The organism is Streptomyces sp. AHU1 (assembly GCF_045343905.1).
GTDB lineage: Bacteria > Actinomycetota > Actinomycetes > Streptomycetales > Streptomycetaceae > Streptomyces > Streptomyces triticiradicis.
Genome location: NZ_CP174283.1, coordinates 5,629,598 through 5,653,241 on the forward strand (window position 1 = coordinate 5,629,598; position 23,644 = coordinate 5,653,241).

The 23,644-nt window shown below is 71.4% G+C and carries 16 protein-coding genes; 12 read left to right on the forward strand and 4 right to left on the reverse strand.

Annotation, left to right across the window (positions count from 1 at the left end; translation table 11 throughout):
- Positions 1-2: 2 nt before the first annotated feature.
- Complete coding sequence (locus ACICHK_RS25235) at positions 3-3,197, reverse strand: tetratricopeptide repeat protein (RefSeq protein WP_406838669.1); 3,195 nt, start codon at positions 3,195-3,197, stop codon at positions 3-5.
- 197 nt (positions 3,198-3,394) lie between these two features.
- On the opposite strand from ACICHK_RS25235, the gene ACICHK_RS25240 reads away from it, so the two are divergent.
- From ACICHK_RS25240 to ACICHK_RS25260, 5 genes are all read left to right on the forward strand, one after another.
- Positions 3,395-5,446, forward strand: a complete 2,052-nt coding sequence (locus ACICHK_RS25240) for a thioredoxin domain-containing protein (protein ID WP_406838670.1) — start codon at positions 3,395-3,397, stop codon at positions 5,444-5,446.
- A gap of 183 nt (positions 5,447-5,629) precedes the next feature.
- Positions 5,630-6,892 carry a glycosyltransferase gene (locus ACICHK_RS25245; RefSeq protein WP_406838671.1) on the forward strand — a complete coding sequence of 421 codons (1,263 nt, stop codon included), beginning with the start codon at positions 5,630-5,632 and terminating at the stop codon, positions 6,890-6,892.
- On the forward strand, positions 6,889-8,574 hold the full coding sequence (locus ACICHK_RS25250) for an ArnT family glycosyltransferase (protein ID WP_406838672.1): 1,686 nt from the start codon (positions 6,889-6,891) through the stop codon (positions 8,572-8,574). The genes ACICHK_RS25245 and ACICHK_RS25250 overlap by 4 nt, the downstream gene beginning before the upstream one ends.
- Positions 8,571-9,770, forward strand: a complete 1,200-nt coding sequence (locus ACICHK_RS25255) for a glycosyltransferase (RefSeq protein ID WP_406838673.1) — start codon at positions 8,571-8,573, stop codon at positions 9,768-9,770. The genes ACICHK_RS25250 and ACICHK_RS25255 overlap by 4 nt, the downstream gene beginning before the upstream one ends.
- 143 nt (positions 9,771-9,913) lie before the next feature.
- Positions 9,914-12,178, forward strand: coding sequence for a galactose oxidase-like domain-containing protein (locus tag ACICHK_RS25260; RefSeq protein ID WP_406841317.1), 2,265 nt, complete (start codon positions 9,914-9,916; stop codon positions 12,176-12,178).
- Between the two features lie 31 nt (positions 12,179-12,209).
- Here the strand turns inward: ACICHK_RS25260 and ACICHK_RS25265 are convergent, their stop codons facing one another.
- Complete coding sequence (locus ACICHK_RS25265; RefSeq protein ID WP_406838674.1) at positions 12,210-12,935, reverse strand: Mut7-C RNAse domain-containing protein; 726 nt, start codon at positions 12,933-12,935, stop codon at positions 12,210-12,212.
- Positions 12,936-13,211: 276 nt separating this feature from the next.
- On the reverse strand, positions 13,212-13,925 hold the full coding sequence (locus ACICHK_RS25270) for a hemolysin III family protein (protein WP_406838675.1): 714 nt from the start codon (positions 13,923-13,925) through the stop codon (positions 13,212-13,214).
- A 322-nt stretch (positions 13,926-14,247) separates the two neighbouring features.
- On the opposite strand from ACICHK_RS25270, the gene ACICHK_RS25275 reads away from it, so the two are divergent.
- On the forward strand, positions 14,248-16,065 hold the full coding sequence (locus tag ACICHK_RS25275; protein ID WP_151469956.1) for a phosphoenolpyruvate carboxykinase (GTP): 1,818 nt from the start codon (positions 14,248-14,250) through the stop codon (positions 16,063-16,065).
- Between the two features lie 202 nt (positions 16,066-16,267).
- Here ACICHK_RS25275 and ACICHK_RS25280 read toward each other — a convergent pair whose 3' ends face one another.
- The gene (locus ACICHK_RS25280; RefSeq protein WP_406838676.1) at positions 16,268-17,932 is read right to left on the reverse strand and encodes an IS200/IS605 family accessory protein TnpB-related protein; all 1,665 of its coding nucleotides are present in this window, start codon (positions 17,930-17,932) and stop codon (positions 16,268-16,270) included.
- 210 nt (positions 17,933-18,142) lie between these two features.
- On the opposite strand from ACICHK_RS25280, the gene ACICHK_RS25285 reads away from it, so the two are divergent.
- The 6 genes from ACICHK_RS25285 to ACICHK_RS25310 all read left to right on the forward strand — a co-directional run bounded on the left by ACICHK_RS25285 (position 18,143) and on the right by ACICHK_RS25310 (position 23,634).
- Positions 18,143-19,129, forward strand: coding sequence for a serine/threonine-protein kinase (locus ACICHK_RS25285; RefSeq protein ID WP_406838677.1), 987 nt, complete (start codon positions 18,143-18,145; stop codon positions 19,127-19,129).
- Positions 19,116-19,580 (forward strand): hypothetical protein, encoded by a 465-nt coding sequence (locus tag ACICHK_RS25290; RefSeq protein WP_151469954.1) that lies wholly within the window; start codon positions 19,116-19,118, stop codon positions 19,578-19,580. Before ACICHK_RS25285 ends, ACICHK_RS25290 begins: the two co-directional genes overlap by 14 nt.
- 141 nt (positions 19,581-19,721) lie before the next feature.
- Complete coding sequence (locus ACICHK_RS25295) at positions 19,722-20,855, forward strand: hypothetical protein (RefSeq protein ID WP_406838678.1); 1,134 nt, start codon at positions 19,722-19,724, stop codon at positions 20,853-20,855.
- A gap of 17 nt (positions 20,856-20,872) precedes the next feature.
- Positions 20,873-21,634 (forward strand): hypothetical protein, encoded by a 762-nt coding sequence (locus ACICHK_RS25300; RefSeq protein WP_151469952.1) that lies wholly within the window; start codon positions 20,873-20,875, stop codon positions 21,632-21,634.
- Between the two features lie 27 nt (positions 21,635-21,661).
- Complete coding sequence (locus ACICHK_RS25305) at positions 21,662-22,468, forward strand: PP2C family serine/threonine-protein phosphatase (RefSeq protein WP_406838679.1); 807 nt, start codon at positions 21,662-21,664, stop codon at positions 22,466-22,468.
- Positions 22,465-23,634, forward strand: a complete 1,170-nt coding sequence (locus tag ACICHK_RS25310; protein WP_406838680.1) for a hypothetical protein — start codon at positions 22,465-22,467, stop codon at positions 23,632-23,634. The genes ACICHK_RS25305 and ACICHK_RS25310 overlap by 4 nt, the downstream gene beginning before the upstream one ends.
- Positions 23,635-23,644: the final 10 nt, after the last annotated feature.

Sequence of the window (23,644 nt, forward strand, 5' to 3'; positions counted from 1 at the left end):
CCTCACGTCGTCACCGGTACGCCCATCACGTCGCGGGCGTGCCGGCCCGGCACCATGCCCAGACGCCAGGCCTGCCAGCCCGCGTCCAGGTCCACTCCCCGCTCCAGCAGCAGCTGGTACGCCTCGATGAAGTCGTCCAGCCGCCCGTCGCGGGTGGCGTGGCCCGCGCGCGCGAGCTGCGACAGTTCCTCCAGGGCCACCGCGGCTCCCACCTCGTGGCCGCCCGGTGCCGCGTAGGGGAGCAGGGTGCAGCGCAGGAAGCGGGCCCAGTCCTCCCCGCGGCGGTCGCCGTACGAGGCGAACAGGCCGACGGCCTCGTCGCACAGGGACAGCGCCTGCTGGGTGCGGGCGTTCCCGGCGTCGACGACGGCGAGCTCCAGGCAGGTCCACGCCTCGCCGTGAGCCACCCCGATGCGCTGGAAGTCCGCGCGGGCGTCGACGAAGAGCTGGCGGGCGAAGCCCGAGTTCCGCAGGGAGCCCGTCTGCGCGGCGCGCTGGTCGCGGGTCACGCGGGCCGAGTGGTGGCGGGCGCAGGCCAGCCCGTAGACGTCCCGCATGCGGGAGAACATCGTCCGGGAGCGTTCCAGCTCACGGACCGCCCGGTCCAGGTCGCCGGTCTCCTCCAGGGCCTGGCCCAGGTAGTAGACCGTCCAGGCCTCGCCGCGCGCGTCCTCGTTCTCGCGGTGCCGGGAGGCCGCTTGGCGCAGCCCGTCGACCGCGGCGGACGGGTCGCCCTCGACGAGCCGGGCGCGGGCCAGCTGGGTGAGCGCCCAGGCCTCGCCGCGGGCGTCGCGCGTACGGCCGTACAGGTCGAGCGCCTCACGCAGCTCCCGCTCGGCGCGCGGCACGTCGCCCATCCGCAGACCCAGCTGGCCGAGCTGGAAGTGGGCCCAGGCCTCGCCGTGCACCGAGCCGCTCTCGCGGTGCAGGACCAGGGCCTCGGTGAGCAGGCCGAGGGCCTGGCCGAGCCGGGACCTGTCACGCTCCACCGCCGCGAGCGCGTGCATCGTCCAGGCGCGGTCGGCCGCCAGCTCGGGCGAGGCCTGCAGGTCCATGGCTTCCTGGAGCTTGGCCGCCGCCTCGACGAGACCGCCCTGGTGGTGCAGCGTGATGCCGAGGGAGCACAGGGCCCTCGCGGCCCCCGCGTCGTGATGGGCCTCGAAGTACAGGTCCACCACCGCGGCCAGGGTCGTCCGCGCCTTGTCCAGCTCGCCGAGCTGGCGGGCCGCGATACCGGTGCGCCACTGCACCGAGCGGACCAGGAGCCCCTGGTCGACGGCCTGCGTCAGTTCACTGATCTCGCCCAGCCGGTACAGGTCGCCGCGCAGCAGGCAGTAGTCGCACAGGGCGCCCAGGAGGTGGAGCACCGCCGCCTGGTCCACCCCCTCCGCGTGTCGGAGGGCGGCCGTGATGAAGCTCGACTCGTCGTCCAGCCAGCGCAGCGCGGCGTCCAGGGAGGTGAAGCCGTGCGGTCCGAACTGGTCGGCGCGCGTCGACGTCTTGCCGTCCACCAGGCGGATCACCGAGTCGGCGAGCTCCGCGTAGTTCACGATCAGGCGTTCCTGCGCCGCCGTGCGCTCCGAGGCCTCCTCCTCGTCGAGCAGCCGGGCCGCGGCGAAGGCCCGCACGAGGTCGTGCAGGCGGTAGCGGCTGCCGCGCACGTGGTCGATCAGGCCCGCCCGGGACAGGGCGGTCAGATGACGGACGGCCTCGGGTTCGTCCGTCGCGAGGAGCGCCGCCGCCGCTGCCGCGCCCAGCGAGGCCCGGCCGGCCAGGGCCAGCCGGCGCAGCAGCCGGCGTGCCGGGTCCGACTGGTCCGTGTAGCGCAGCCACAGCACCCGTTCGACGGGTTCCACGGGGCCGTAGGCCGCGAGGTCGCCCGCGAGGGCGCGCGGGGTGCGGGGGCCGAGCGAGGAACCCGCGATCCGCAGGGCCAGCGGCAGGCCGCCGCACAGCTCCCGTATCCGCTCGGCGGATTCGGCGTCGTAGGGGCCGGACGCGTCCTGGGCGGCCGCGGTCAGCAGCTCCTCGGAGCCCACTGCGTCCAGTGCCTCAACGGGGAGCTGGTGCACCCAGGCGGAGAGGCCGTCGGTCAGGTCGAGGGGCTCCCGCGCGGTGACCAGGACCAGGCTCTCGGAGCGCTCGGGGACCAGGGTGCGCACCTGCTCGGCGTCGCTCGCGTCGTCCAGCACGATCGTCACGGGCAGGCCCGTCAGATGCTGGTGGTACAGCTCGCTCAGCCGTTTGACCTGCTGGTCCTGTGAGGAGCGCTCGCGGAAGAGGAGCTGTTCGCGCGGGGCGCCCAGCCGGTTCAGCAGGTGCAGCAGCGCGTCGCGGGTGGTGAGCGGCGGATCGTCCGGGCTGCCGCCCCGCAGGTCGACCACGCAGGCGCCGCGGAACTGGTCCTTGAGGGCGTGCGCCGCCCGGACCGCCAGCGTGCTGCGGCCGGATCCGGGCGCGCCGTGCAGCACCACGACCGTCGGTCTCGTCTCCGTGCTCGCCCGGGCCGCGTGAACCCACCGGGCGATCCGTGACAGTTCGCTCCGGCGCCCGGTGAACGGGCCTTCCTGGTCCGGCAGTTGACCGAAGGACTGTTCGAGCACGCTGCGCCGCCGGGCCGCCGCGCTCTTGTCGGTGCGGCGCAGCTGGGGCGCGCCCTTCTTGGCGCCGGTGGTGGCGCTGAGCACCCGCTGCTGGTCGAGGAAGGGGCGGACGCCCCGCACGTCCAGGGCCGTCAGCCACTGCAGACGCAGCTGCTCGGGGCCTCCGGGCTGTCCCAGGACTCCGGCGCGGCGGCTCGCGGCGGGCACGTGCGAGGCCGTCACCTTGAGGACGGTGGCCGCCGCGCCCGCCACGGCCACGGTCGCTCCGGTGCCCACGGCCGTGCCCGCGCCGGTGCCGAGGGCCAGGTCGCAGGCGACGGCCGCGAGCGCGCCGACCGCGGCCACCAGCAGGGGAGTCCCGGAGCCCTCGCGCGCGAACCGCTGCCCGAAGGTCTGCCGCCCCGCCTCGGACTCGTCCAGCGCCCGTGTGTACGCCGTGTACTCCTCGGCGGCCGTCTCCGCCATCGCGTCGAGCGAGGCCCGCGCCCGCGACAGCAGGGCGCCCCCGTCCGTACGCCCGCCTGAGCGGCGCACCTCCTCCTCGACGGCCCGGACCAACAACTGCTCGGCCTCCGCCCGATGGCCGTCCCGCATGTCACGTCCCCCTCCGACGGCAACTCCCTTGCCTACGAGTGTCCTTCGGCCGGGGCACGAGCGCGAGGGGGCGGTCGATCATTCGGACAGAGCAGTGTATGGAAGACGGGACCGGCGCAAGGCCTCGGGGAGCTGAGGCCATCGCCGTACCCTCGTGGCACGTGGGCATGGGTCTGCCGTGTGCGTAAGGATGAACCATGGCCAACCGACTTGCGCATGCGACATCCCCGTACCTGCTTCAGCACGCGGACAATCCCGTCGACTGGTGGCAGTGGGAGCCCGCCGCTTTCGAGGAGGCACGAAGGCGCGATGTTCCCGTCTTCTTGAGCGTGGGCTACAGCGCTTGCCACTGGTGTCATGTTCTCGCTCACGAGAGCTTCGAGGACGAGACGACGGCGGCTTACATGAACGAGCACTTCGTCAATATCAAGGTGGACCGTGAAGAACGGCCCGACGTCGATGCTGTCTACATGGAGGCGGTACAGGCCGCGACCGGACAGGGCGGCTGGCCCATGTCCGTGTTCATGACCGCCCAAGGGGAGCCCTTCTACTTCGGCACGTACTTCCCGCCCGAGCCCCGTCACGGGTCACCGTCCTTCCGCCAGGTGCTCGAAGGAGTTCACAGCGCATGGGCGAGCCGACGTGACGAGGTCGGGGAAGTCGCCGAGAAGATCACTCGTGACCTGGCGAGGAGGGAACTGGATCACGGAGCGGGCGGCCTTCCCGGGGAGGGCGAGCTTTCGCAGGCACTGCTGGCGATCACTCGGGACTACGACCCGGCCAGCGGCTGGCTGGGCGGCGGGGACACCAAGTTTCCGCCGAGCATGGTGATCGAATTCCTGCTGCGGCATCACGCCCGGACACAGTCCGAGGCGGCTCTGGAGATGGCCGAGGGAATCTGCGACGCCATGGCACGCTCGAGTCTCTTCGACCAGTTGGGCGGAGGCTTCCACCGCTATGTCCTGCGGCAGCGACCGGGTGGGCCTCTGATCCCCCACTTCGAAAAGATGCTCTACGACAACGCGCTGCTCTGCCGCGCCTACGCCCATCTGTGGCGTTCCACCGGGTCCGAACTCGCCCGGCGGGTCGCGCTGGAGACCGCGGACTTCATGGTGCGTGAACTGCGCACGGGCGAGGGCGGGTTCGCCTCCGCGCTCGACGCCGACAGCGACGACGGCACCGGCCGCCACGTCGAGGGCGCGTACTACGTCTGGACGCCGGAGCAGCTGCGCGAGGTGCTCGGGGACGCGGACGCCGAACTCGCCGCGCAGCACTTCGGGGTGACCGAGGAGGGCACCTTCGAGGAGGGCGCCTCCGTGCTCCAGCTGCCGCAGCGGGAAGGGGTCTTCGACGCCGGCAGGATCGCCTCCGTGCGGGAGCGGCTGCTCGCCGCGCGGGCCTCCCGGCCCGCCCCCGGGCGCGACGACAAGGTGGTCGCCGCCTGGAACGGGCTCGCGGTGGCCGCCCTCGCGGAGACCGGCGCCTACTTCGACCGCCCCGACCTGGTGGAGGCCGCGATCGGCGCCGCCGACCTGCTCGTACGGCTGCACATGGACGACCGGGCGCGGCTGGTGCGTACCAGCAAGGACGGCCTGGCGGGCGCCCACGCGGGGGTGCTGGAGGACTACGCGGACGTCGCCGAGGGCTTCCTCGCGCTGACGGCCGTGACCGGGGAAGGGGTCTGGCTGGAGTTCGCCGGGTTCCTGCTCGACCACGTCCTCGCCCAGTTCACGGACGCGGAGTCCGGCGCGCTGTACGACACGGCGGCCGACGCGGAGCGGCTGATCCGCCGGCCGCAGGACCCCACCGACAACGCCACGCCCTCGGGGTGGAGCGCGGCGGCCGGGGCGCTGCTGTCGTACGGCGCGCAGACCGGTGCGGAGCCCCACCGCACCGCCGCCGAGCGGGCGCTGGGCGTCGTGAAGGCGCTGGGGCCCCGGGCGCCCCGCTTCATCGGATGGGGGCTCGCGGTGGCGGAGGCGCTGCTGGACGGTCCCCGGGAGGTCGCGGTGGTGGGCGAGGAGGGCGATCCGGCCGCGGCGGCCCTGCGGCGGGCGGCGCTTCTGGGCACGGCCCCGGGCGCCGTCGTGGCCGTGGGGACGCCGGGGAGCGACGAACTGCCGCTGCTCGCCGACCGCCCGCTGGTGGACGGGAAACCGGCCGCGTACGTCTGCCGTAACTTCGTGTGTGATGTCCCGACGACCGATCCTGACCGACTTCGTACGGCTCTGAACGGCCGAAACGCATAACCATCAACCGGGCAAAGGTCTCCAGGGTGCGGATTGTTCAGCAAGCCGACCGAGTGTGACGAAACGTGTTCTTCATTAGTACAACCCGCACCCTTCACAGATTGCCCATAGTGTCGACATAGTGACGCAACGACAGTGACGTGCTGTCGCGACCGGGGGTTTCGGGGGATCTGGGGGGATCTGTTGCTCACGTCTGTCTTCATTGCTGCCGTTTCACTGGCGCTCTTCTGGATGGCCGCTTTCACCCTGTGGTGGCAGATGCACGCGTGGCGTACGCCCGAAGTGCTGGCCTCCACCCGCTTCGGCAATCCGGACGGAGGCGAGAGCCTGTCCTTCTCGTTGCTGCTTCCCGCGCGGCACGAGCAGGCGGTGCTCGACCACACCGTCCGGCGGCTGCTGGAGTCCGGCCACACGGACTTCGAGATCATCGTCATCGTGGGGCACGACGACCCGGAGACCACCGAGGTGGCCCGGAGCGCGGCGGCGCGCGACCCGCGGGTGCGGGTCGTCGTCGACCACCACGAGAGGAAGAACAAGCCGAAGGCCATGAACACGGCCCTGCCGCACTGCCGCGGCGACGTGGTCGGGGTCTTCGACGCCGAGGACCAGGTGCATCCCGAGCTGCTCGCCCACGTCGACCACGCGTTCCGCACGACGGACGCGGACGTCGTCCAGGGCGGGGTGCAGCTCATCAACTTCCACTCCAGCTGGTACAGCCTGCGCAACTGCCTGGAGTACTTCTTCTGGTTCCGCTCGCGTCTCCACCTGCACGCGCAGAAAGGGTTCATCCCGCTCGGTGGCAACACCGTCTTCGTGACGACGAAGGTCCTGCGGGAGGCCGGCGGCTGGGACCCCGACTGCCTCGCGGAGGACTGCGATCTCGGCGTACGGCTGTCCAGCGTCGGCAAGAAGGTCGTCGTCGCGTACGACTCCGGCATGGTGACCAAGGAGGAGACGCCCGGCTCGCTGATGTCGCTGCTTCGACAGCGCACCCGCTGGAACCAGGGCTTCCTGCAGGTCTACCGCAAGCGCGACTGGAAGCAGCTGCCCACCTTCGGACAGCGGCTGCTCGCCCGCTACACGCTCATGACGCCGTATCTCCAGGCGGTCTCCGGGGTGATCATCCCGCTCAACGTGGCGGTCGCGCTCTTCCTCGACGTGCCCGTCGGGATCGCCTTCGTCACCTTCCTGCCGGCCGTGACCGCCCTGGTCACCTTCGTCTTCGAGCTCGTCGGGCTGCACGACTTCGGCAAGCAGTACGGACTGCGCGTCCGCGCCGTGCACTACCTGAAGCTCGTCCTCGGCGGGCCCTTCTACCAGGTGCTGCTCGCGGGCGCCGCTGTACGTGCCGTCTGGCGTGAGCGGCAGGGCCGCAACGACTGGGAGCTGACCAGTCACGCCGGCGCGCATCTCGCCGTGACGAGCCGAGAGGACGTTCCCGCGTGACCTCGACCCTTCCCGCGGCGGCCCCGTCCACGGCCCCCGCGCAGCAGCCTCCCGCGCCCGGAAACGGCCCGGCACGGCCTTCCGTCCCGCGTTTTCGCGGCTCGCGCCCCGATCTGATCCTGTGCGCGGCGCTGCTCACGGCGATCCTCCTCGTCCAGGGGTGGAACATCGCCGCCTATCCGGCCCTCAGCGACGACGAGGGCACCTACCTCGCCCAGGCCTGGGCCGTCCAGCAGGGCGACGGCCTCGCCCACTACACGTACTGGTACGACCATCCGCCGCTCGGCTGGATCCAGATAGCCCTGCTGACCTGGATCCCGGCGCACATCAGCCCGGACCTGATGACGGTCGGCCCGATGCGCCTCGCGATGCTCGTGGTCAGCGCGGCCAGCACGGTCCTGCTGTACGTCCTCGCGCGCCGGCTCTCGCTGCCGCGCTGGGCGGCCGGGCTCACGATGGTCCTCTTCGGGCTGTCCCCGCTCTCGGTCGTGCTCCAGCGGGAGATCTTCCTCGACAACATCGCGGTGACGTGGACGCTGCTCGCGTTCTGTCTGGCCGCGTCGCCGAGCCGTCATCTGTGGCACCACTTCGGCGCGGGCCTCGCGGCCGCCGCCGCCGTGCTGACCAAGGAGACGATGCTGGTCGTCCTGCCCGCGCTGTTCGTCACGATGTGGCGGCACAGCCATCGCGACACCCGCAAGTTCGCGCTCACCGGCGCCGTCACGGCCTGCGTGCTGATCGGCGCCGCGTATCCGCTCTTCGCCCTGCTCAAGGGCGAGCTGTTCCCCGGTGGCGGACACGTCTCGCTCTGGGAGGGCATCACCTACCAGATGAGCCGCCCCGGTTCCGGATTCATCCTGGAACGCGGCACCGGCTCGTACGGTGTCCTGCATTCCTGGCTGTACTACGACCGCGTGCTGCCGCTCGGCGGACTCGCCGGCGCGCTGCTGCTCCTGGTCACCTTCCGCTGGTCGGTGACGGCCCGCGCGCTGGCCGGACCCGCGCTCGCGGTGGCTATCCTCGCCCTGGTGGCACTGCGCCCGAGCGGCTACCTCCCCGCCATGTACGTCATCCAGGCGCTCCCCTTCCTCGCCCTCGTCCTCGCCGGGGGCGCCGCGAGCGTCGCCCACGCCGTGCTGCGCAGACGGCGGACGAAGGAGGAACGCACGTACGTGACCTGGGGGCGGCGCGGACTGGCCGCGGTGCTGCTGGTCGCCGCGGGCGCCTGGGTCGTGCCCCGCTGGTACGACGGTGACCGCACCGCGGTGACGGCCGACGCCAACACCCCCTACCGGGCGGCCTCTTCATGGCTGCGGACCGAGGTGGAGGACCCCGAGGACACCCGGGTCCTGGTCGACGACGGGCTCTGGCTCGACCTCGTGCACGACGGCTACCGGCCGGGCCTGGGCGCCATCTGGTTCTACAAGGCCGACCTCGACCCCGCCGTCACGAGGACGATGCCCCGGGGCTGGAAGGACCTCGACTACGTGGTCGCCTCCCCGACCGTACGGCGCGACGCGGCCGACCTGCCGAACGTGAGGGCCGCGATCGAGCACTCCACGCCCGTCGCCACCTTCGGCACCGGCGAGGACCGCATCGAGATCCGGCGGATCGACGGCACCGGCGACACCCGCGACATCAACGACACCACCACCACGGCCCGTTCCGGAGGCGGTCGATGAGCAGTTTCGAGAGCACTGTCCCGGGCGGGCTGGGCGAACCGGCGGTACGCGCCGTCGAGGTCCCGGAGCCCGGTGCCGTCACCATCGTCGTACCGACCTTCAACGAGTCGGCGAACATACGGCGGTTGCTGCGCCAGATCACCGAATCGGTGCCGGCGCGGCTGCCCTGCGAGGTCGTCTTCGTGGACGACTCCACGGACGACACCCCCGAGGTGATCACCGAGGCCGCGCGGGACTGCCCGTTCCCGGTGAGCGTGCTGCACCGCGAGGTGCCCGAGGGCGGGCTCGGCGGCGCGGTGGTGGAGGGGCTGAAGGCGGCGAGTTCCCAGTGGATCGTCGTCATGGACGGGGACTGCCAGCATCCGCCGTCCCTCGTACCGGAGTTGATCGCCTCGGGGGAACGCACGCACGCGGGCCTCGTGGTCGCCAGCCGGTACATCAAGGGCGGCAGCAGGCAAGGGCTCGCGGGCGGCTACCGGATCGCGGTGTCGCGGGGTGCGACCTGGCTGACCAAGGCGCTCTTCCCGCGCCGGCTGCGCGGCATCAGCGACCCGATGAGCGGGTTCTTCGCGATCCGGCGCAGCGCGGTCACCGCCGAGGTGCTGCGGCCGCTCGGCTACAAGATCCTGCTCGAGCTGGCCGTGCGCAGCCGCCCCCGCCGGGTCACCGAGGTGCCCTTCGTCTTCCAGGACCGTTTCGCGGGCGAGTCCAAGTCGTCCGCGGCGGAGGGCCTGCGGTTCCTGCGCCATCTCGTCGGGCTGCGCACCGCCTCGCCGGTGGCCCGCATGACGGCCTTCGGGCTGATCGGCGCCACCGGCTTCGTGCCGAACCTGCTCGGCCTCTACGCGCTGACCGCCGCCGGACTGCACTACGTACCGGCGGAGGTCCTCGCCAACCAGCTCGGCGTGGCCTGGAACTTCCTGCTCATCGAGCACCTGCTGTTCCGGGAACGCCGACGGCACCGCAAGGGGTGGGACCGGGCGGGCCGGTTCGCGCTGCTCGCCAACGCCGACCTGGTGCTGCGCATCCCGCTGATCGCGCTCTTCGTCCGCCACCTCGGGATGGGCGCGCTGTCCGCCACGGCCCTGGCCCTGGTGACGACCTTCGTCCTGCGCTTCGCCGGGACCGAGGCGCTGGTGTACCTGCCGCGCCGCGGCCGCGGGAGCGGGAGCCGTACGGCGAGGAGGACCAGGTGAGATTCAGGGTGAGACCTCGACGCGGAACCGCGCTCCTGGCCGTGACGGCCCTCGCCGCCGGGCTGCTGCTGGTGTCGCCGCAGCCCGCGTCCGCCGCCAACCTCGTCACCAACCCGGGCTTCGAGACCGACGGAACCGACGGCATGCCGTCCTGCTGGGAGAAGTCCGGCTGGGGCGACAACGACTTCACCTTCGCGACCGTGTCCGACGCCCACTCGGGAACCAAGGCCATGAAGGTCACGCTGACCCGCCGGGTCGACGGCGACCGCAAGGCGCTGATCACCGAGTCCACCGCGTGCGCGCCGGTGGTCACCGCGGGCAGGCAGTACGACCTCGGGCTGTACTACAGGACGACGACCCCCGACGCGGCGATCACGCTCTTCCGGCACGACACCACGGCCGGCTGGCAGTACTGGACCGACCTCAAGACCCTGGACATGGCGGCGGCCTGGACGCCGGCGACGGTGCGCACCCCGGTCGTCCCGACGGGCACCGACCGCATCACCTGGGGTGTCTCGGTGTACGGCACGGGCTCGGCGACCACCGACGACTACACGATGGAGCAGGTCTCCGACCCGGTTCCGCCGGCCACCTGCACGGGCACGGCCGACGAGTGCGCGAACGGGAGGTGGACGGTCCTGCCCACGCAGAACCCGGTCCGTTCCATGCACTCCGTCGTCCTGAACAACGGCAAGGTGCTCTTGATCGCGGGCTCCGGGAACAGCGAGGAGAACTTCGACGCGGGCACGTTCACCTCGGCGGTGTACGACCCGGCGACCGGCTCGTACGAGGTGGTCCCCACGCCCAAGGACATGTTCTGCGCCGGGCACGTCCAGCTCGCCGACGGGCGCGTGCTGGTGATGAGCGGCAACAAGGCGTTCCCGGTCGTGGGTGGGCACGGGTACGAGGGGTACAGGGAGTCGTACGTCTTCGACCCGGTCACCGAGACGTACAGCAGGACGAACGACCTGAACGACGGCCACTGGTATCCCTCGGCGACCGAGCTCGGCAACGGGGACGTCATCTCGTTCGGCGGGCTGCGCGAGGACTCCTCCGGTTCGGTGACCGCCGAGCGCTGGTCGAACGCGCAGCAGCGGTGGCTGCCGCTGGGGCAGGTCAACCAGACGTGGTCGTTCTGGGGTCTGTACCCGTCGATGATCCTGATGCAGGACGGGCGGCTGTTCTACTCGGGCAGCCATGTCTTCGGCAACGGCACCCCGGGCACCGGCTCCGCGATCTACGACTACGACGCCAACACCACGACCGCGGTGCCCGGCCTGCGGAACAAGGACGAACGCGACCAGTCCGCGAGCGTGCTGCTGCCCCCGGCGCAGGACCAGAAGGTCCTCACCCTCGGCGGCGGCAACATCGACTCGAACCCGGCGGCGGGCCGGCTCACCGACGTCATCGACCTCAAGGCGGCGAGCCCGGCGTACACCACGGGCCCGCCGATCCCGCAGGGCACGGTGGACCTCGGCAACGGCAAGGTGGCCGAGACCGGCGCCCAGGGCAAGATGTACGTCTCCGCCGTCCTGCTGCCCGACGGCAAGGTCCTGGAGACGGGCGGCGCCCTGCACAACCGGGCCGACCCCGTCTTCGAGACGTCGATCTTCGACCCGGCGACCTCCGCCTTCGACCCGGTGGCCGCCGACCCGGAGGCCCGCGGCTACCACTCCTCCGCGTTCCTGCTGCCCGACGGCCGGGTGATGGCCACCGGCGACAACCCGGGCAACGGCACCTGGAACCACGACGTGTCGATCTACACCCCGCCGTACCTCCTCAAGGGCACCCGCCCGTCGATCACCTCGGTGATCGACAGCGAGTGGGTCTACGGGGACACGCAGCGCATCACCGTCGACCGGCCCGTCGTGAAGGCCGAGCTGATCCGGCCCGCCGCGGTCACGCACTCCTCCGACCCCAACCAGCGGTTCGTGGACCTGCCGCTGAGCGTGGACGGGAACAACGTCGACCTGAACGTGACGAGCAACCCGAACCTGGCGCCGCCCGGCTGGTACATGCTCTTCGCGGTCGACGCCAACGGCGTTCCCTCGGTGGCCAGGTGGGTGCACCTCCAGGGCCCGTCCGCGCTCGCCGCGGACACCGCCTCGGCGCACGTCCACTCCTTCGCGGACTCGCTGCCGGGAGCGGTCCGGGGGCCGGAACGGAAGCGGACCTCGCAGAAGGTGTCCACGACCGTCTCCGGCTGCGACCGCCACTACGGCACGGTCGGCGTCTGCGTCCCGACGGCCTTCCCGGAGGGGGTGAAGCCGACGACGGTCTCCCGCTGCGCCTGGCTGAAGAGGAACGACTACGGACGGCTCGGGGTCAACGGGAAGGACGACCCGCTCGGCCTCGACCCCGACAGGGACGGGGTGGCCTGCGGGGCGAAGGACCTGATCAGGCGTTAGGCGCGGCCCGGCGGCCCCGGCGGCCCGCCCGTCAGGTCCCGAACTCCGCGAGGGCGCGTTCCACGACGGTCTCCAGCCGGTCGTGGTGCGCGCCCTTCCAGTAGGCGCGCCCGCAGTCGGCGCACTGGGCGAAGACGTCGTACGACCGCTCGGTGCCGCTCTCCAGCTGGTCGGCGACCTGCTCCTTGGTGGCCTTCGCGAGCAGGCCGTTGCACGCGGTGCAGCGCGTCCAGGGCTTCAGCTCGGGCGCGAACCGGCCCAGCACGTCCCGGAGCTGGTCGTCGGGGCGGGTGCTGTAGACGAAGCCGCCCGCCCACAGCTCGCGGCGCCGCAGCAGCCCGCGGTCGCGGCTGAGCAGGACCCGCCGCTCGGCCGCCGAACGGGCGGCGAGCGCCGGGTCGCCGATGTCGGTGGACTCGTAGGCCGTGTCGATGCCCAGCAGGCGCATCCGGCGGGCGAGGGTGCCGAGGTGGACGTCGAGGAGGAAGCGCAGCGGCGCGCCCGGCACCCGCTGCGGGCGTTCGACCGCGTCGACCCGTACGGACTCGCCGGCCGCCGGAATGTGCGAGAAGGGCACCTCGTGCCCGTCCACGACCAGGGCGCCGACCTCCGTCAGCGGGACGCCCAGCGACTCGACGACATGGCCGAGGGTGGAGGAGCCGTCGGTGCCGACCGGGGTGATCCCGGAGCGGCGGGCGTGCGGGACGAACAGCCCCAGTCCGGGGGCGAATTCGATGTGGATCTCCGGTCCGTTCACGCGGCCAGGATGTCACGCGGGGGGCGGCGCGGTCCTCCGGGTTTCGCGGAGCCGGGCCGCGCTCCAGGACGTTCACGGCACGCCCGACGGGATCGGCGCCGTCGGGCGGGGGCCGCGAAGCAAGGGTGACTTCTGAAAAACACCCGCTGTCAATCCACTGTCGCCTTCAAACGGTGGGTGGTGTCGTCGTGGTGGACGGGCGAGGAGGCCGAAAACGCGCGGTGGCCGCGGCTGGGGAGCCGCGGCCACGGGGAGGGTGGGTGTCGGTGGAGGGGGTCAGCCGTGCTGGTAGGCCACCAGGGAGATGCCGACGTAGTGCGTGATGAACGCCGCGAGGGTCAGGGAGTGGAAGACCTCGTGGAACCCGAACCAGCGCGGTGACGGGTTGGGCTTCTTGATTCCGTAGATCACCCCGCCCGCGCTGTAGAGCAGTCCGCCGACGATCACCAGGACGAGGACGGCGATGCCGCCCGTGCGCATGAAGTCGGGCAGGAAGAAGACGGCCGCCCAGCCCATCGCGATGTAGCAGGGTGTGTAGAGCCAGCGCGGGGCGCCGACCCAGAACACCCGGAAGACGATCCCCGCCGCGGCGGCGGCCCAGATGCTCCACAGCAGCCACCGGCCCTTGGTGTCCGGCAGCAGGAGCAGGGTCAGCGGCGTGTAGGTGCCGGCGATGATCAGGAAGATGTTCGCGTGGTCGAGCCTGCGCAGGACGCCGTCCATCCGCGGACTCCAGTCGCCGCGGTGGTACAGGGCGCTCACGCCGAACAGGAGGCAGGCCGTCAGGGCGAAGATCCCGCAGGCGATACGCCCGCGGGGCGAGTCCGCCAGGGCGGTGAGGACCAGTCCGGAGACGAGGGCGGCCGGGAACATGCCCAGGTGCAGCCAGCCGCGGAGCTTGGGCTTGATCTCTTCCGACAGGGAGTGCGCGACAGACATCGGGCCGGCGGCCGGCGAGTCCGTGGGCGCGTCGGGGACGGGCGCAGTCATGGCCGAATCGTACCTACGGAACCGTAAGTTACGTGTCAGTCCGGCGCGGGTGGACCGCGATAGTGGCCATGATCTCACGGCATCGGGGGGCGCCGCCGGGGTACCCGCGGTGAACCCGGGGTGAGCGGGCGGAAACCCGTCGGCGAGTGGCGATGCTCACTCCGCTCAGGTGTGAGGTCCTCTGGACATATGCGCGGCCCAGTCGGATCATCAAATGAGTGCGGTCGGCACCGGATGAGCGCCAGAGGTCCAACCACCGAGAAGCATCCGGGTCGCAGCCCCCACGGGGCACAACAACAAAACCCCTCATTTAGGAGCAATCGTGGCGCGCGACATCGCGGCTCCCGTCCCGACCAACCACAAGGAACTGATCTCGTGGGTCAACGAGATCGCCGAACTGACCGAGCCGGACAGTGTGGTCTGGTGCGACGGATCCGAGGCCGAGTACGAGCGACTGAGCGAGGAGCTCGTCCGCAAGGGCACCTTCAAGAAGCTCGACCCGATCAAGCGCCCCAACTCCTACTACGCCGCCTCCGACCCGACCGATGTCGCGCGGGTCGAGGACCGGACGTTCATCTGCTCCGAGAAGGAGGAGGACGCGGGCCCGACCAACCACTGGAAGGCCCCCGCCGAGATGCGGGAGATCTTCTCCGGTGAACAGGGTGTCTTCCGCGGTTCGATGCGCGGCCGCACGATGTACGTCGTCCCGTTCTGCATGGGCCCGCTCGGCTCGGACCTCTCCGCGATCGGCGTCGAGATCACCGACTCCGCCTACGTCGCCGTGTCCATGCGCACCATGACCCGCATGGGGCAGCCCGTCCTGGACGAACTCGGCACCGACGGGTTCTTCGTGCGTGCCGTGCACACGCTCGGAGCCCCGCTGGCCGAGGGCGAGGCCGACGTGCCATGGCCGTGCAACTCCACGAAGTACATCTCGCACTTCCCCGAGACCCGTGAGATCTGGTCGTACGGCTCCGGCTACGGCGGCAACGCGCTCCTCGGCAAGAAGTGCTACGCCCTGCGCATAGCCTCCGTGATGGCGCGCGACGAGGGCTGGCTCGCCGAGCACATGCTGATCCTCAAGCTGACGCCGCCGCAGGGCGAGTCGAAGTACGTCGCCGCCGCCTTCCCGAGCGCCTGCGGCAAGACCAACCTCGCCATGCTGGAGCCCACGATCTCCGGCTGGACGGTCGAGACCATCGGCGACGACATCGCCTGGATGCGGTTCGGCGAGGACGGCCGCCTCTACGCGATCAACCCCGAGGCCGGCTTCTTCGGCGTCGCGCCCGGCACCGGTGAGCACACCAACGCCAACGCGATGAAGACGCTGTGGGGCAACTCCGTCTTCACCAACGTCGCGCTCACCGACGACAACGACATCTGGTGGGAGGGCATGACGGAGGAGACTCCGGCACACCTGACCGACTGGAAGGGCAACGACTGGACGCCGGAGTCCGCCACGCCCGCCGCGCACCCCAACGCCCGCTTCACGGTGCCCGCCTCGCAGTGCCCGATCATCGCGCCCGAGTGGGAGGACCCGAAGGGCGTGCCGATCTCGGCGATCCTCTTCGGCGGCCGCCGCGCCACCGCCGTCCCGCTGGTGACGGAGTCCTTCGACTGGAACCACGGCGTGTTCCTCGGCGCGAACGTCGCCTCCGAGAAGACCGCCGCCGCCGAGGGCAAGGTCGGCGAGCTGCGCCGCGACCCCTTCGCCATGCTGCCGTTCTGCGGCTACAACATGGGCGACTACATGGGGCACTGGGTCGACGTCGCCAAGGACAAGGACCAGACGAAGCTCCCGAAGATCTACTACGTGAACTGGTTCCGCAAGAACGACGCGGGCAAGTTCGTGTGGCCCGGCTTCGGCGAGAACAGCCGCGTCCTGAAGTGGATCGTCGACCGCCTCGACGGCAGGGCCGAGGGCGTCGAGACCCCGATCGGCGTCCTGCCGACCCGGGAGTCCCTCGACACCGACGGTCTCGAACTGGCCGAGTCCGACCTCGACTTCCTGCTCACGGTCGACAAGGAGGTCTGGCGCGAGGAGGCCGCGCTGGTCCCCGAGCACCTCAACACCTTCGGCGAGCACACGCCGAAGGAGCTGTGGGACGAGTACCGCGCTCTGGTGCAGCGCCTGGGCTGACGCCCCAACGACTCCGCGGCCGACCCGAGTTGCCCTGACCTGCGACTGTTGCGGCGGTCGGCCGCGGTGACCGCACCCGCCGGGGTCCCGCACATCCGTGCGGGACCCCGGCTTTTTCGTACTCCGCACCCCTCCCGTGACAGAACGGCTGAAAAAGCGGGGATTTCGAGGGACACTCCTGACATCTCGCAGTCGACCGTTCCTAGGGACTGAGCGGTAGGGAGTCCTGTTGCCAGAACCCGTGCTCAGCCGAACGCCCCGGACGGTGCTGGGCGTTCTGGTCACCCGCGTTCGCTCCGCGTCCGGGCGGCACGGATCGTGTCCGTGGTCCGGGGATGCGGGGGCGGGTTTCCTCACGTCCTGGGGTTTCCGGTCGGGCCTGGACGGTCCGATGCCCGTACCCATCGCTCTGGTGGGTACGGGGCGGTGCCGTCCGACGCCTGATCGGATGCCCCAGGGCGCGTCTTCCGATGGCCACGGCGGCAGCGTCGTGGCGGGTGGTCTTCCTGGTTTTGCTGGTGAGGGGTTTCTGCCAGTGCTGAGCGCCCCAGCGGGAGGTGTAGGCGGGGTCGACCGCGACCAGGGGAATGCCGAGCTCGGTCGCCATGGACATCAGGCGGGCGCGGAGCCGGGCCACGGGCATGCCGGAGATCAGCTTGCGGAACTTCTTGCGTCGGCCGTGTTTCTCCCGGCTGGTCTCGGCGGTGAAGTCCAGATCCTCGACCGCAATGGCCAACCGATGGCGCCGGGCCCAGTGCAGCAGGCGGGTCAGGGCGTGGCGCACCTGGGCGTCTCGGTGATCGGCGGTGCCGGACAGGTCGTAGTCGAAGCGGCGCGGGGCGCCGACCGGGTTGCCGTGCACGTCCAGCCGCCAGGCCGCCGTGGGGGTTCCCCCGCGCGAGCGAAGCCGAGCGTGGGGGAGGTCCGCGTTCGTGTCCACCCCGACCATGCCTCCGGCCCGCACGGCATCCAAGGGAACGGCCTGGACGGGTGGGAGGGTCCAGGAGGCGGTCAGGTACCAGCGCTGGCGCTGGGGGTCTTCGTGGATGCGGTATGCCACCGCCCGGTTCGCCGCGATGCGGTCGGCCCACTGCTCGCCCCGGTGCGTGAACGACACTCGTGCCGACAAGACATAGCGACCGCGTGCGGCATTGGCGAGGTGGGTCAGCGGCGCCGGAAGGTTGATGCTCACTTCACCGTCGGGGCTGACGCGGATCGTGTCGTTGCCGTACCGCTTGCCCGACTCGCCGTCCGCCTGCAGGAACCGGCGCGCCGCCTCCCATCGCACACGCCACGCTTCCTCGGTGAGCTGTGCCTCGTTCAGGTGGTGGCGGGTGTTGAGCTGCTGTTTCCCGCCCCGCACCACCCGCACCCGCCCGGCCGCCCAGTCCGCCCGCGCCCGCTCCAGCCGGTCCTCCAGCACCCGCAGGCGACGGGCCTTGGCATGCCACTCCCGCCTGCTGCGGTAACCGCCCGGAGCCCGCTTCGGACCCTTCTCCCCGAGGGGGAGAGACAGCCGGTGCCGGATCGTGCTCACCCCGGCTTCCAGCTGCCGGATGTGCGCGTGCTGGCCGCGCCGGGTCAGCGCCCACACGTCATGCGTGGCCTTCGTCAACGAACCCGCCCACCGCGACGACGACAGCCCGGTCAGCTCCCGCTTGCGCGACGCCCACGACTCGTTGCCGTGCTCCAGGCCGACCGCGCACCGCAACTTGAGGTCCCCGGACGCCAGCGTGCCGAGGTGGTCGCCGATCAGCCGCAGCACCGTCTCGTCCCGGTTGGTGAGGCCCTTGAGCCGGTCCCGGACCGCGACACCCGACGGACCGGGCACCACGAACGACGCCGCCAACTTCCGCAACCCACCCAACCCGCTCACCCCCAGCCCAACAGTCCGGCCCGAACACCCAGTCACCCCAGCCAACGCTCACCATTCGCAAAGGTCACGCATTCGATATGGGAACACCCGTTCCTGCTTGTGTCATGCGTGGGGGGCGTCATCAGTGCTCACTCACCGCCAGAACACGCTTGCATGCGGTCAACAAGAAGTAGCCTTCAGTCAGGAAACGAGGTGGGCGGGGTGCGTACGCCTGTCAGCGATCCCATGAAGATCGGTCCGTACCGCATCGTGGGCCGGCTCGGCTCCGGTGGCATGGGGTGGGTGTACCTCGGCCGCTCGCCCTCCGGGCGTGAGGTCGCGGTCAAGGTGGTGCGGCCCGAACTGGCCGCGGAGGGGGAGTTCCGGGAGCGTTTCGCGCGCGAGGTCGCGGCGGCCCGCGTGGTCAGCGGTGCCTACACCGCGGCCGTGGTCGACGCCGACACCGAGGCCGAACTGCCGTGGCTGGCCACCCTGTACGTGCCCGGCCCCTCGCTCGCCGAGGCGGTCCGCACCGACGGACCCCTGCCCGAGCCGCAGGTGAGGCGGCTCGGCGCGGGCCTGGTCGAGGCGCTCCAGGCCATCCACGCCGCACGCGTGGTGCACCGGGACCTCAAGCCAGCCAACGTGCTCCTCGCCTCGGACGGACCGCGCGTCATCGACTTCGGGATCTCCCGCGTGGACGGCGCCCCGGGCCTGACCCAGGTCGGCGTCGTCGTCGGCACCCCGCCCTTCATGTCGCCCGAGCAGATCAGGGGCGCCACGGTGGGCCCGCCGAGCGACGTCTTCTCCCTCGGCGGGGTCCTGGTGTACGCGCTCACCGGGCGGCCGCCGCACGGCAGCGGAGAGGCCGTCCGCTACCGCGTCGCCTTCGAGGAGCCCGAACTCGACGGCATCACGGGGCCGATGCGGGATCTGATCGCGCGCTGTCTGGCCAAGCGCCCCGAGGACCGGCCCCGGCTGGACCGGCTGATGGCGGGACTGCTGGAACAGGAGCCCCGGGAGGCCGTCTGGCCGCCGCCCACGGTCGCCCACACCATCGAGGCGCGCACCCAGGACCTGGTGAAGCGCCGCAGGGAGAGCACCAGCGTGTCCGTACCCTCCTGTCTGCTGTCGCACGCCCAGGCGCTGCTCGACGCCGGGCTGACCGACGCGATGGTCGCCGAGGCGGTGGTCCGTGGCGGCGCCTGACTCCTTTCCCGGCCGCGGCCACGAGGTCCTCGAAATCGGAACGCACTGGCGGCAGCTGGTGCAGAACTGGGTGACCAGACGGAATTTCCACACGGCGACCGACACCGTTTCCGTCTCCATGCGGTTCGACCTCGAGGAAACGGGCCGGATGGTCACCGTCCGGTTCATGACGACCAAGAGGCTGCTGGTGGCTTTCGCGACCGACGGGCATTTCCTGCGCAAGGACCAACTGGCGCTCGCCGCCGCCGCGTCGAACGCGTGGAACACCGAACAGCTCCGTCCCATGCTGTCCGTGTGGGACGTACGGGGACCGCGCCCCTGTCTCGCGGGAGTGTGCGACCTTCCCCTGACCTGTCGCATGACGCAAACGGATTTCGATGCTTTGGCCAGTGATTGGGTGGAACGGGCGAGACAAATGTTCGCCAGATGCCATCAGGTGTTCGAGTTGTAGAAGTGAAGTCCGCCGCATTACCCAAACCCTTACGGACGACCGCCGGTTTCCGCCACTATGGGCGAGTGCCTTTCAGGGCCACGGGGGTGTTTTTTCGCAGGGCCACGGGGGGTCTTTTTCATGCGGCGGCTTTCTTTCCTCATGCTTTCCGGACTCCTGGCCGCGCTCACCCCGGCGGGGCCCGCCGCGGCCCGCGAGCCGTGCGGGCCGGCCTTCGAGCAGTACCTCGGCTGCTGGTCCGACGCGATCGGCGAGGGAACGGTCCGCGTCACCCTCGACCGGAGCCTGCCGTTCGACGGCAGGGCCGAGAACGGCAAGGACTTCGAACAGAGGCTGTCGGTCCAGAGCGGCAGGCTCCTGGTCGAGGTGCCCTCGGGCGTCCACACCGGCACGGGCGGAACGGCACTCCTCGTGTTGGCGGACAGCAGGAGCAGGCTCGTCGCGCCCGACGCCTTCATCGACCAGCTGAAGCCCGAGGCCGTGACCGAGCTGGCCGACCGCGGGGTCTGCAACCCCGACAACCTCAGGGATCTGTGCTCCCGCCTCGGCAAGAAGGGCCGGCTGACCGGACGCGACCTGATCGACGCCCACATGGCCGCGGACCTCTCCCGGCACGCGTACACCGTCACCGGCCCGGGAAACGGCTCCTCCGCGGCCTCGGCCCCCACCGGTGGGACCCCCACCGGCAAGCGGGAGCAGAACCGAAAACAGGACCAGAAGCCCGAGACCGTCGACGACTCCGGCTGGGACACCGCCACCCAGGTGCTCGCCGTCCTGTGCGCCGTGCTCGTCCTCCTGCTCGGCCTGCTGCTGTTCCTGATCCGCCGCTCCGCCCGGTCCGTCGCCGTCGGGAGCCTCTCCCGGCACTCGCTCGCCGCCCCGGGCGTCGGCGCCGTACCGGAGGCCACGACACCCCGGCCGCGCACCCGTCCCCGTCCCCCCGCCTCCGACGAGCCTGCCGCCCGTCCCCGTGCCCACATGCCCGACGAGGCCACCACCCGCCTCCGGACCACCCCGTCGCCCCGCGGCCACGGACGGCGGGTCGGCAACGTACCGGGCCCCGCCCGGTCCGCCGTCGTCCGCACCGAACTGCACCCGCAGGGCTACGTCGAGGTGGACGACGTGCTGTACCGGGCGGTGTGGGCCGAACCGGACCGCCCGCCGCCCGCACCCGGCGGACTCGTCGACGTCACCGAGGCGGGGGAGCGGGACTCCGACGTCCTCTACGCGTTCCCGCCGACCGCCGGACGGCACGCCAGGGCCGCCCGTCCCTGAGACCAGGAGAGAACCCCATGCACAGCGACCACCCGCCCACCCTGCCGGCGGAATACGCCGACATCGAGTTCGAGAACAACGCGCAGCGGCTGCCGCTCGTCCTGTGCCTCGACATCTCCAGCTCCATGGCGGGGCAGCCCATCCAGACGCTCAACAACGCGCTCGCGGAGTGGACCCGGGAACTGCACGACGACGTCAGCCTCAGCTACAGCGTCGAGGTCGCCGTGGTCACCTTCGGCGGCCAGGGCGTCGCCGCCTGGCGCGGACCCCAGCTCCTGCCCCTCGGCGCCCCGGTGAGCCCCTTCGTGCCGGCGCACATGTTCCGCCCGCCGCAGCTCGCCGCCGCCGGGGTCACCCTGATGACCGAGGCCCTCGAACTGTCGATGAACATCGTCGCCGCCCGCAAGGCCGAACTGCGCGCCTCCGGACTCCAGTACTACCGGCCGCAGATCTGCCTCGTCACCGACGGACTGCCCACCGACGCCACGGGCCACCTCACCGACTCCTGGCACCGGCTGATCCCGGTGCTCGCCGACGAACAGCAGGCCCGCCGCTTCCGGTTGTACGCGATCGGCGTCGGCGGCATCACGGACCGGGGCGAGCAGGTGCTCCGGTCGTTCGCGCCGAAGTTCAACGCCCGGCTGCAGGGATTCCCGTTCCGCGAGCTGCTCCAGATGATGTCCGCGAGCGCCAACGCCGAGCAGAAGGGCGCGGGTGACGAGGTCTTCGAGAAGATCTTCAGCCAGTTCAAGACGCAGCGCCCGGCCTGGGAATCGTGACCGATGACCCGATGGGACTCCTGAGTGATGACCGCAGTCGACGAGCGCCGGACGCCGTGGCGGATCCACGGAATGAGCGTCGAGGGGTACCGGCACCGCCGCCAGGGCCTGCCCTGCCAGGACGCCTGCGCGCACACGGTGACGGAGTCCGTGGCGGTCCTCGCCGTCGCGGACGGCGCGGGCAGCCGGCCGCGTTCCGAGGAGGGCTCGCGGCTCGCGGTGGAGCTGGCCACCGAGCACTTCGCGCGCCGGGCCGCCGCCGTGGCGGACCGCCGTGACGGCAAGGCCGTGCGCGAGCTGCTGCGGGACGCCTTCCACGACGTCCGGGAGGTGTTCCTGGACCGCACGGGCCCCGACGCGGCGGACTTCGCGACCACGCTCACCGTGGTCGTGCTCGCGCGGGGCTGGCTCGGCCATCTGTCCCTGGGGGACGGCTTCGTCGTCCTGCGGGCCGGTACGGAGGACGGTGAGCGGCAGTTCCACCTGCTGCCGCAGCCGGCCGCGGCCAGCGAGTACAGCAACGAGACGGTCTTCCTCACCTCGCCCGACGCGGCCCGCTGGGTGCACACCGACTGCGTGTCCGACGAGGGGGTCGACGGGGTGCTGCTGTCCACCGACGGACTGGCGCAGGCCGCGCTCAACCGGTCCGCCGGCGGAGCGCTGTCCCCGAACGGCTCCTTCGCCGAGGCCGTTTTCCGCTCCCTCGACGTCCCGGGTCCGGTGACCGCGAGCGCCCACGAGGGCCTCGGGACCCTGCTCCGGTCGGACCGGCTCACCGCGCTCAACGCCGACGACAAGACCCTCCTGCGGGCCGTGCTCAAGGCGCGGCCGTGAGCGGCCGCACGGTGTTCCTGGACGGCAAGCCGGTCACCCTCGCCGAGCTGCCCCTCAAGGGCGGCGGCCAGGCGGCCGTCTTCCCCGTCGTCGGCGACGACGGCATCGTCGTCAAGCTGTACCGCGAGGCGCCGGGGCCCAAGGAGGAGCTGCGGCTGAAGCGGATGCTGACCATGTCCCCGCTCGTGACCCGCCCCACCGACGCCTCCCAGCCGCCCGAGCTGGCCTGGCCGACCGCTCTCGCCCGCGGCGCCCAGGGCGAGTTCCTCGGCTACGCCATGCGCCGCTTCGGCGAACCCCAGCACGTCCAGCTGATCGGCCTGTTCACCCGCGCCCAGCGCCTCAAGCTGTTCGGCGACCGGGCCGACTGGCGCTTCCTGCTCGGCGTCGCCTGGAACCTCGCCTTCATGACCGCCCGCATGCACTACGACGACCTCGTCATCGGCGACTTCTCCAGCAGCAACGTCGTCGTCGACGCCAACGGCTTCGTCACCTTCCTCGACTGCGACTCCATCGCCTTCAACGACCCGGTGACCGGGGAACTCTTCCCCTGCCTGATGCACACCACCGACTACTCGTCCCCCGAGCGGCAGGCCGGCGGTCCCGCCACCCGCGCCACCGACGAGTTCGCCCTCGCGGTCCTCGTCTACCAGCTGCTGACGGCCGGGAACCACCCCTTCGGCGGCGTCCCGCACGACAGCGCCTCCGAGTCGACCGTCAAGGACAACATCGCCGCCAGCATCTCCTACGTCGTGCGCCCCGAGCGGGTCATCATGCCGCGCGGCACCATCGATCCCTCCGTGCTCCCGCCCGAACTCCTCGCGCTGGCCCGCACCGCCTTCGGCCCCGGGGTGCACGACCCCGCCACACGGCCCTCCGCGGAGGCGTGGCTGCGCGCCCTGGACAAGGAGCGCGCGCTGGTACGGGTCTGCCCGGCCCGCCCGCTGCACGCGTTCGGCTCGCACCTGACCGCGTGCCCCTGGTGCACCCGGGCGGCGCTCACCGGGCACGACGTGTTCAACGTCCCGGTGGCGGTCCCGGGACCCGGCGCGCCGCAGCCGGGGCCGCCCGTGCCGGCGCCGGGCGAGCCGTGGCCCACGGGACTGAAGGTGGCGCTGCTGATCCTGGCGGTCGTGATCCTGGCGGTGATCGTGGCGAACGCCTGAGCCGCCGGAA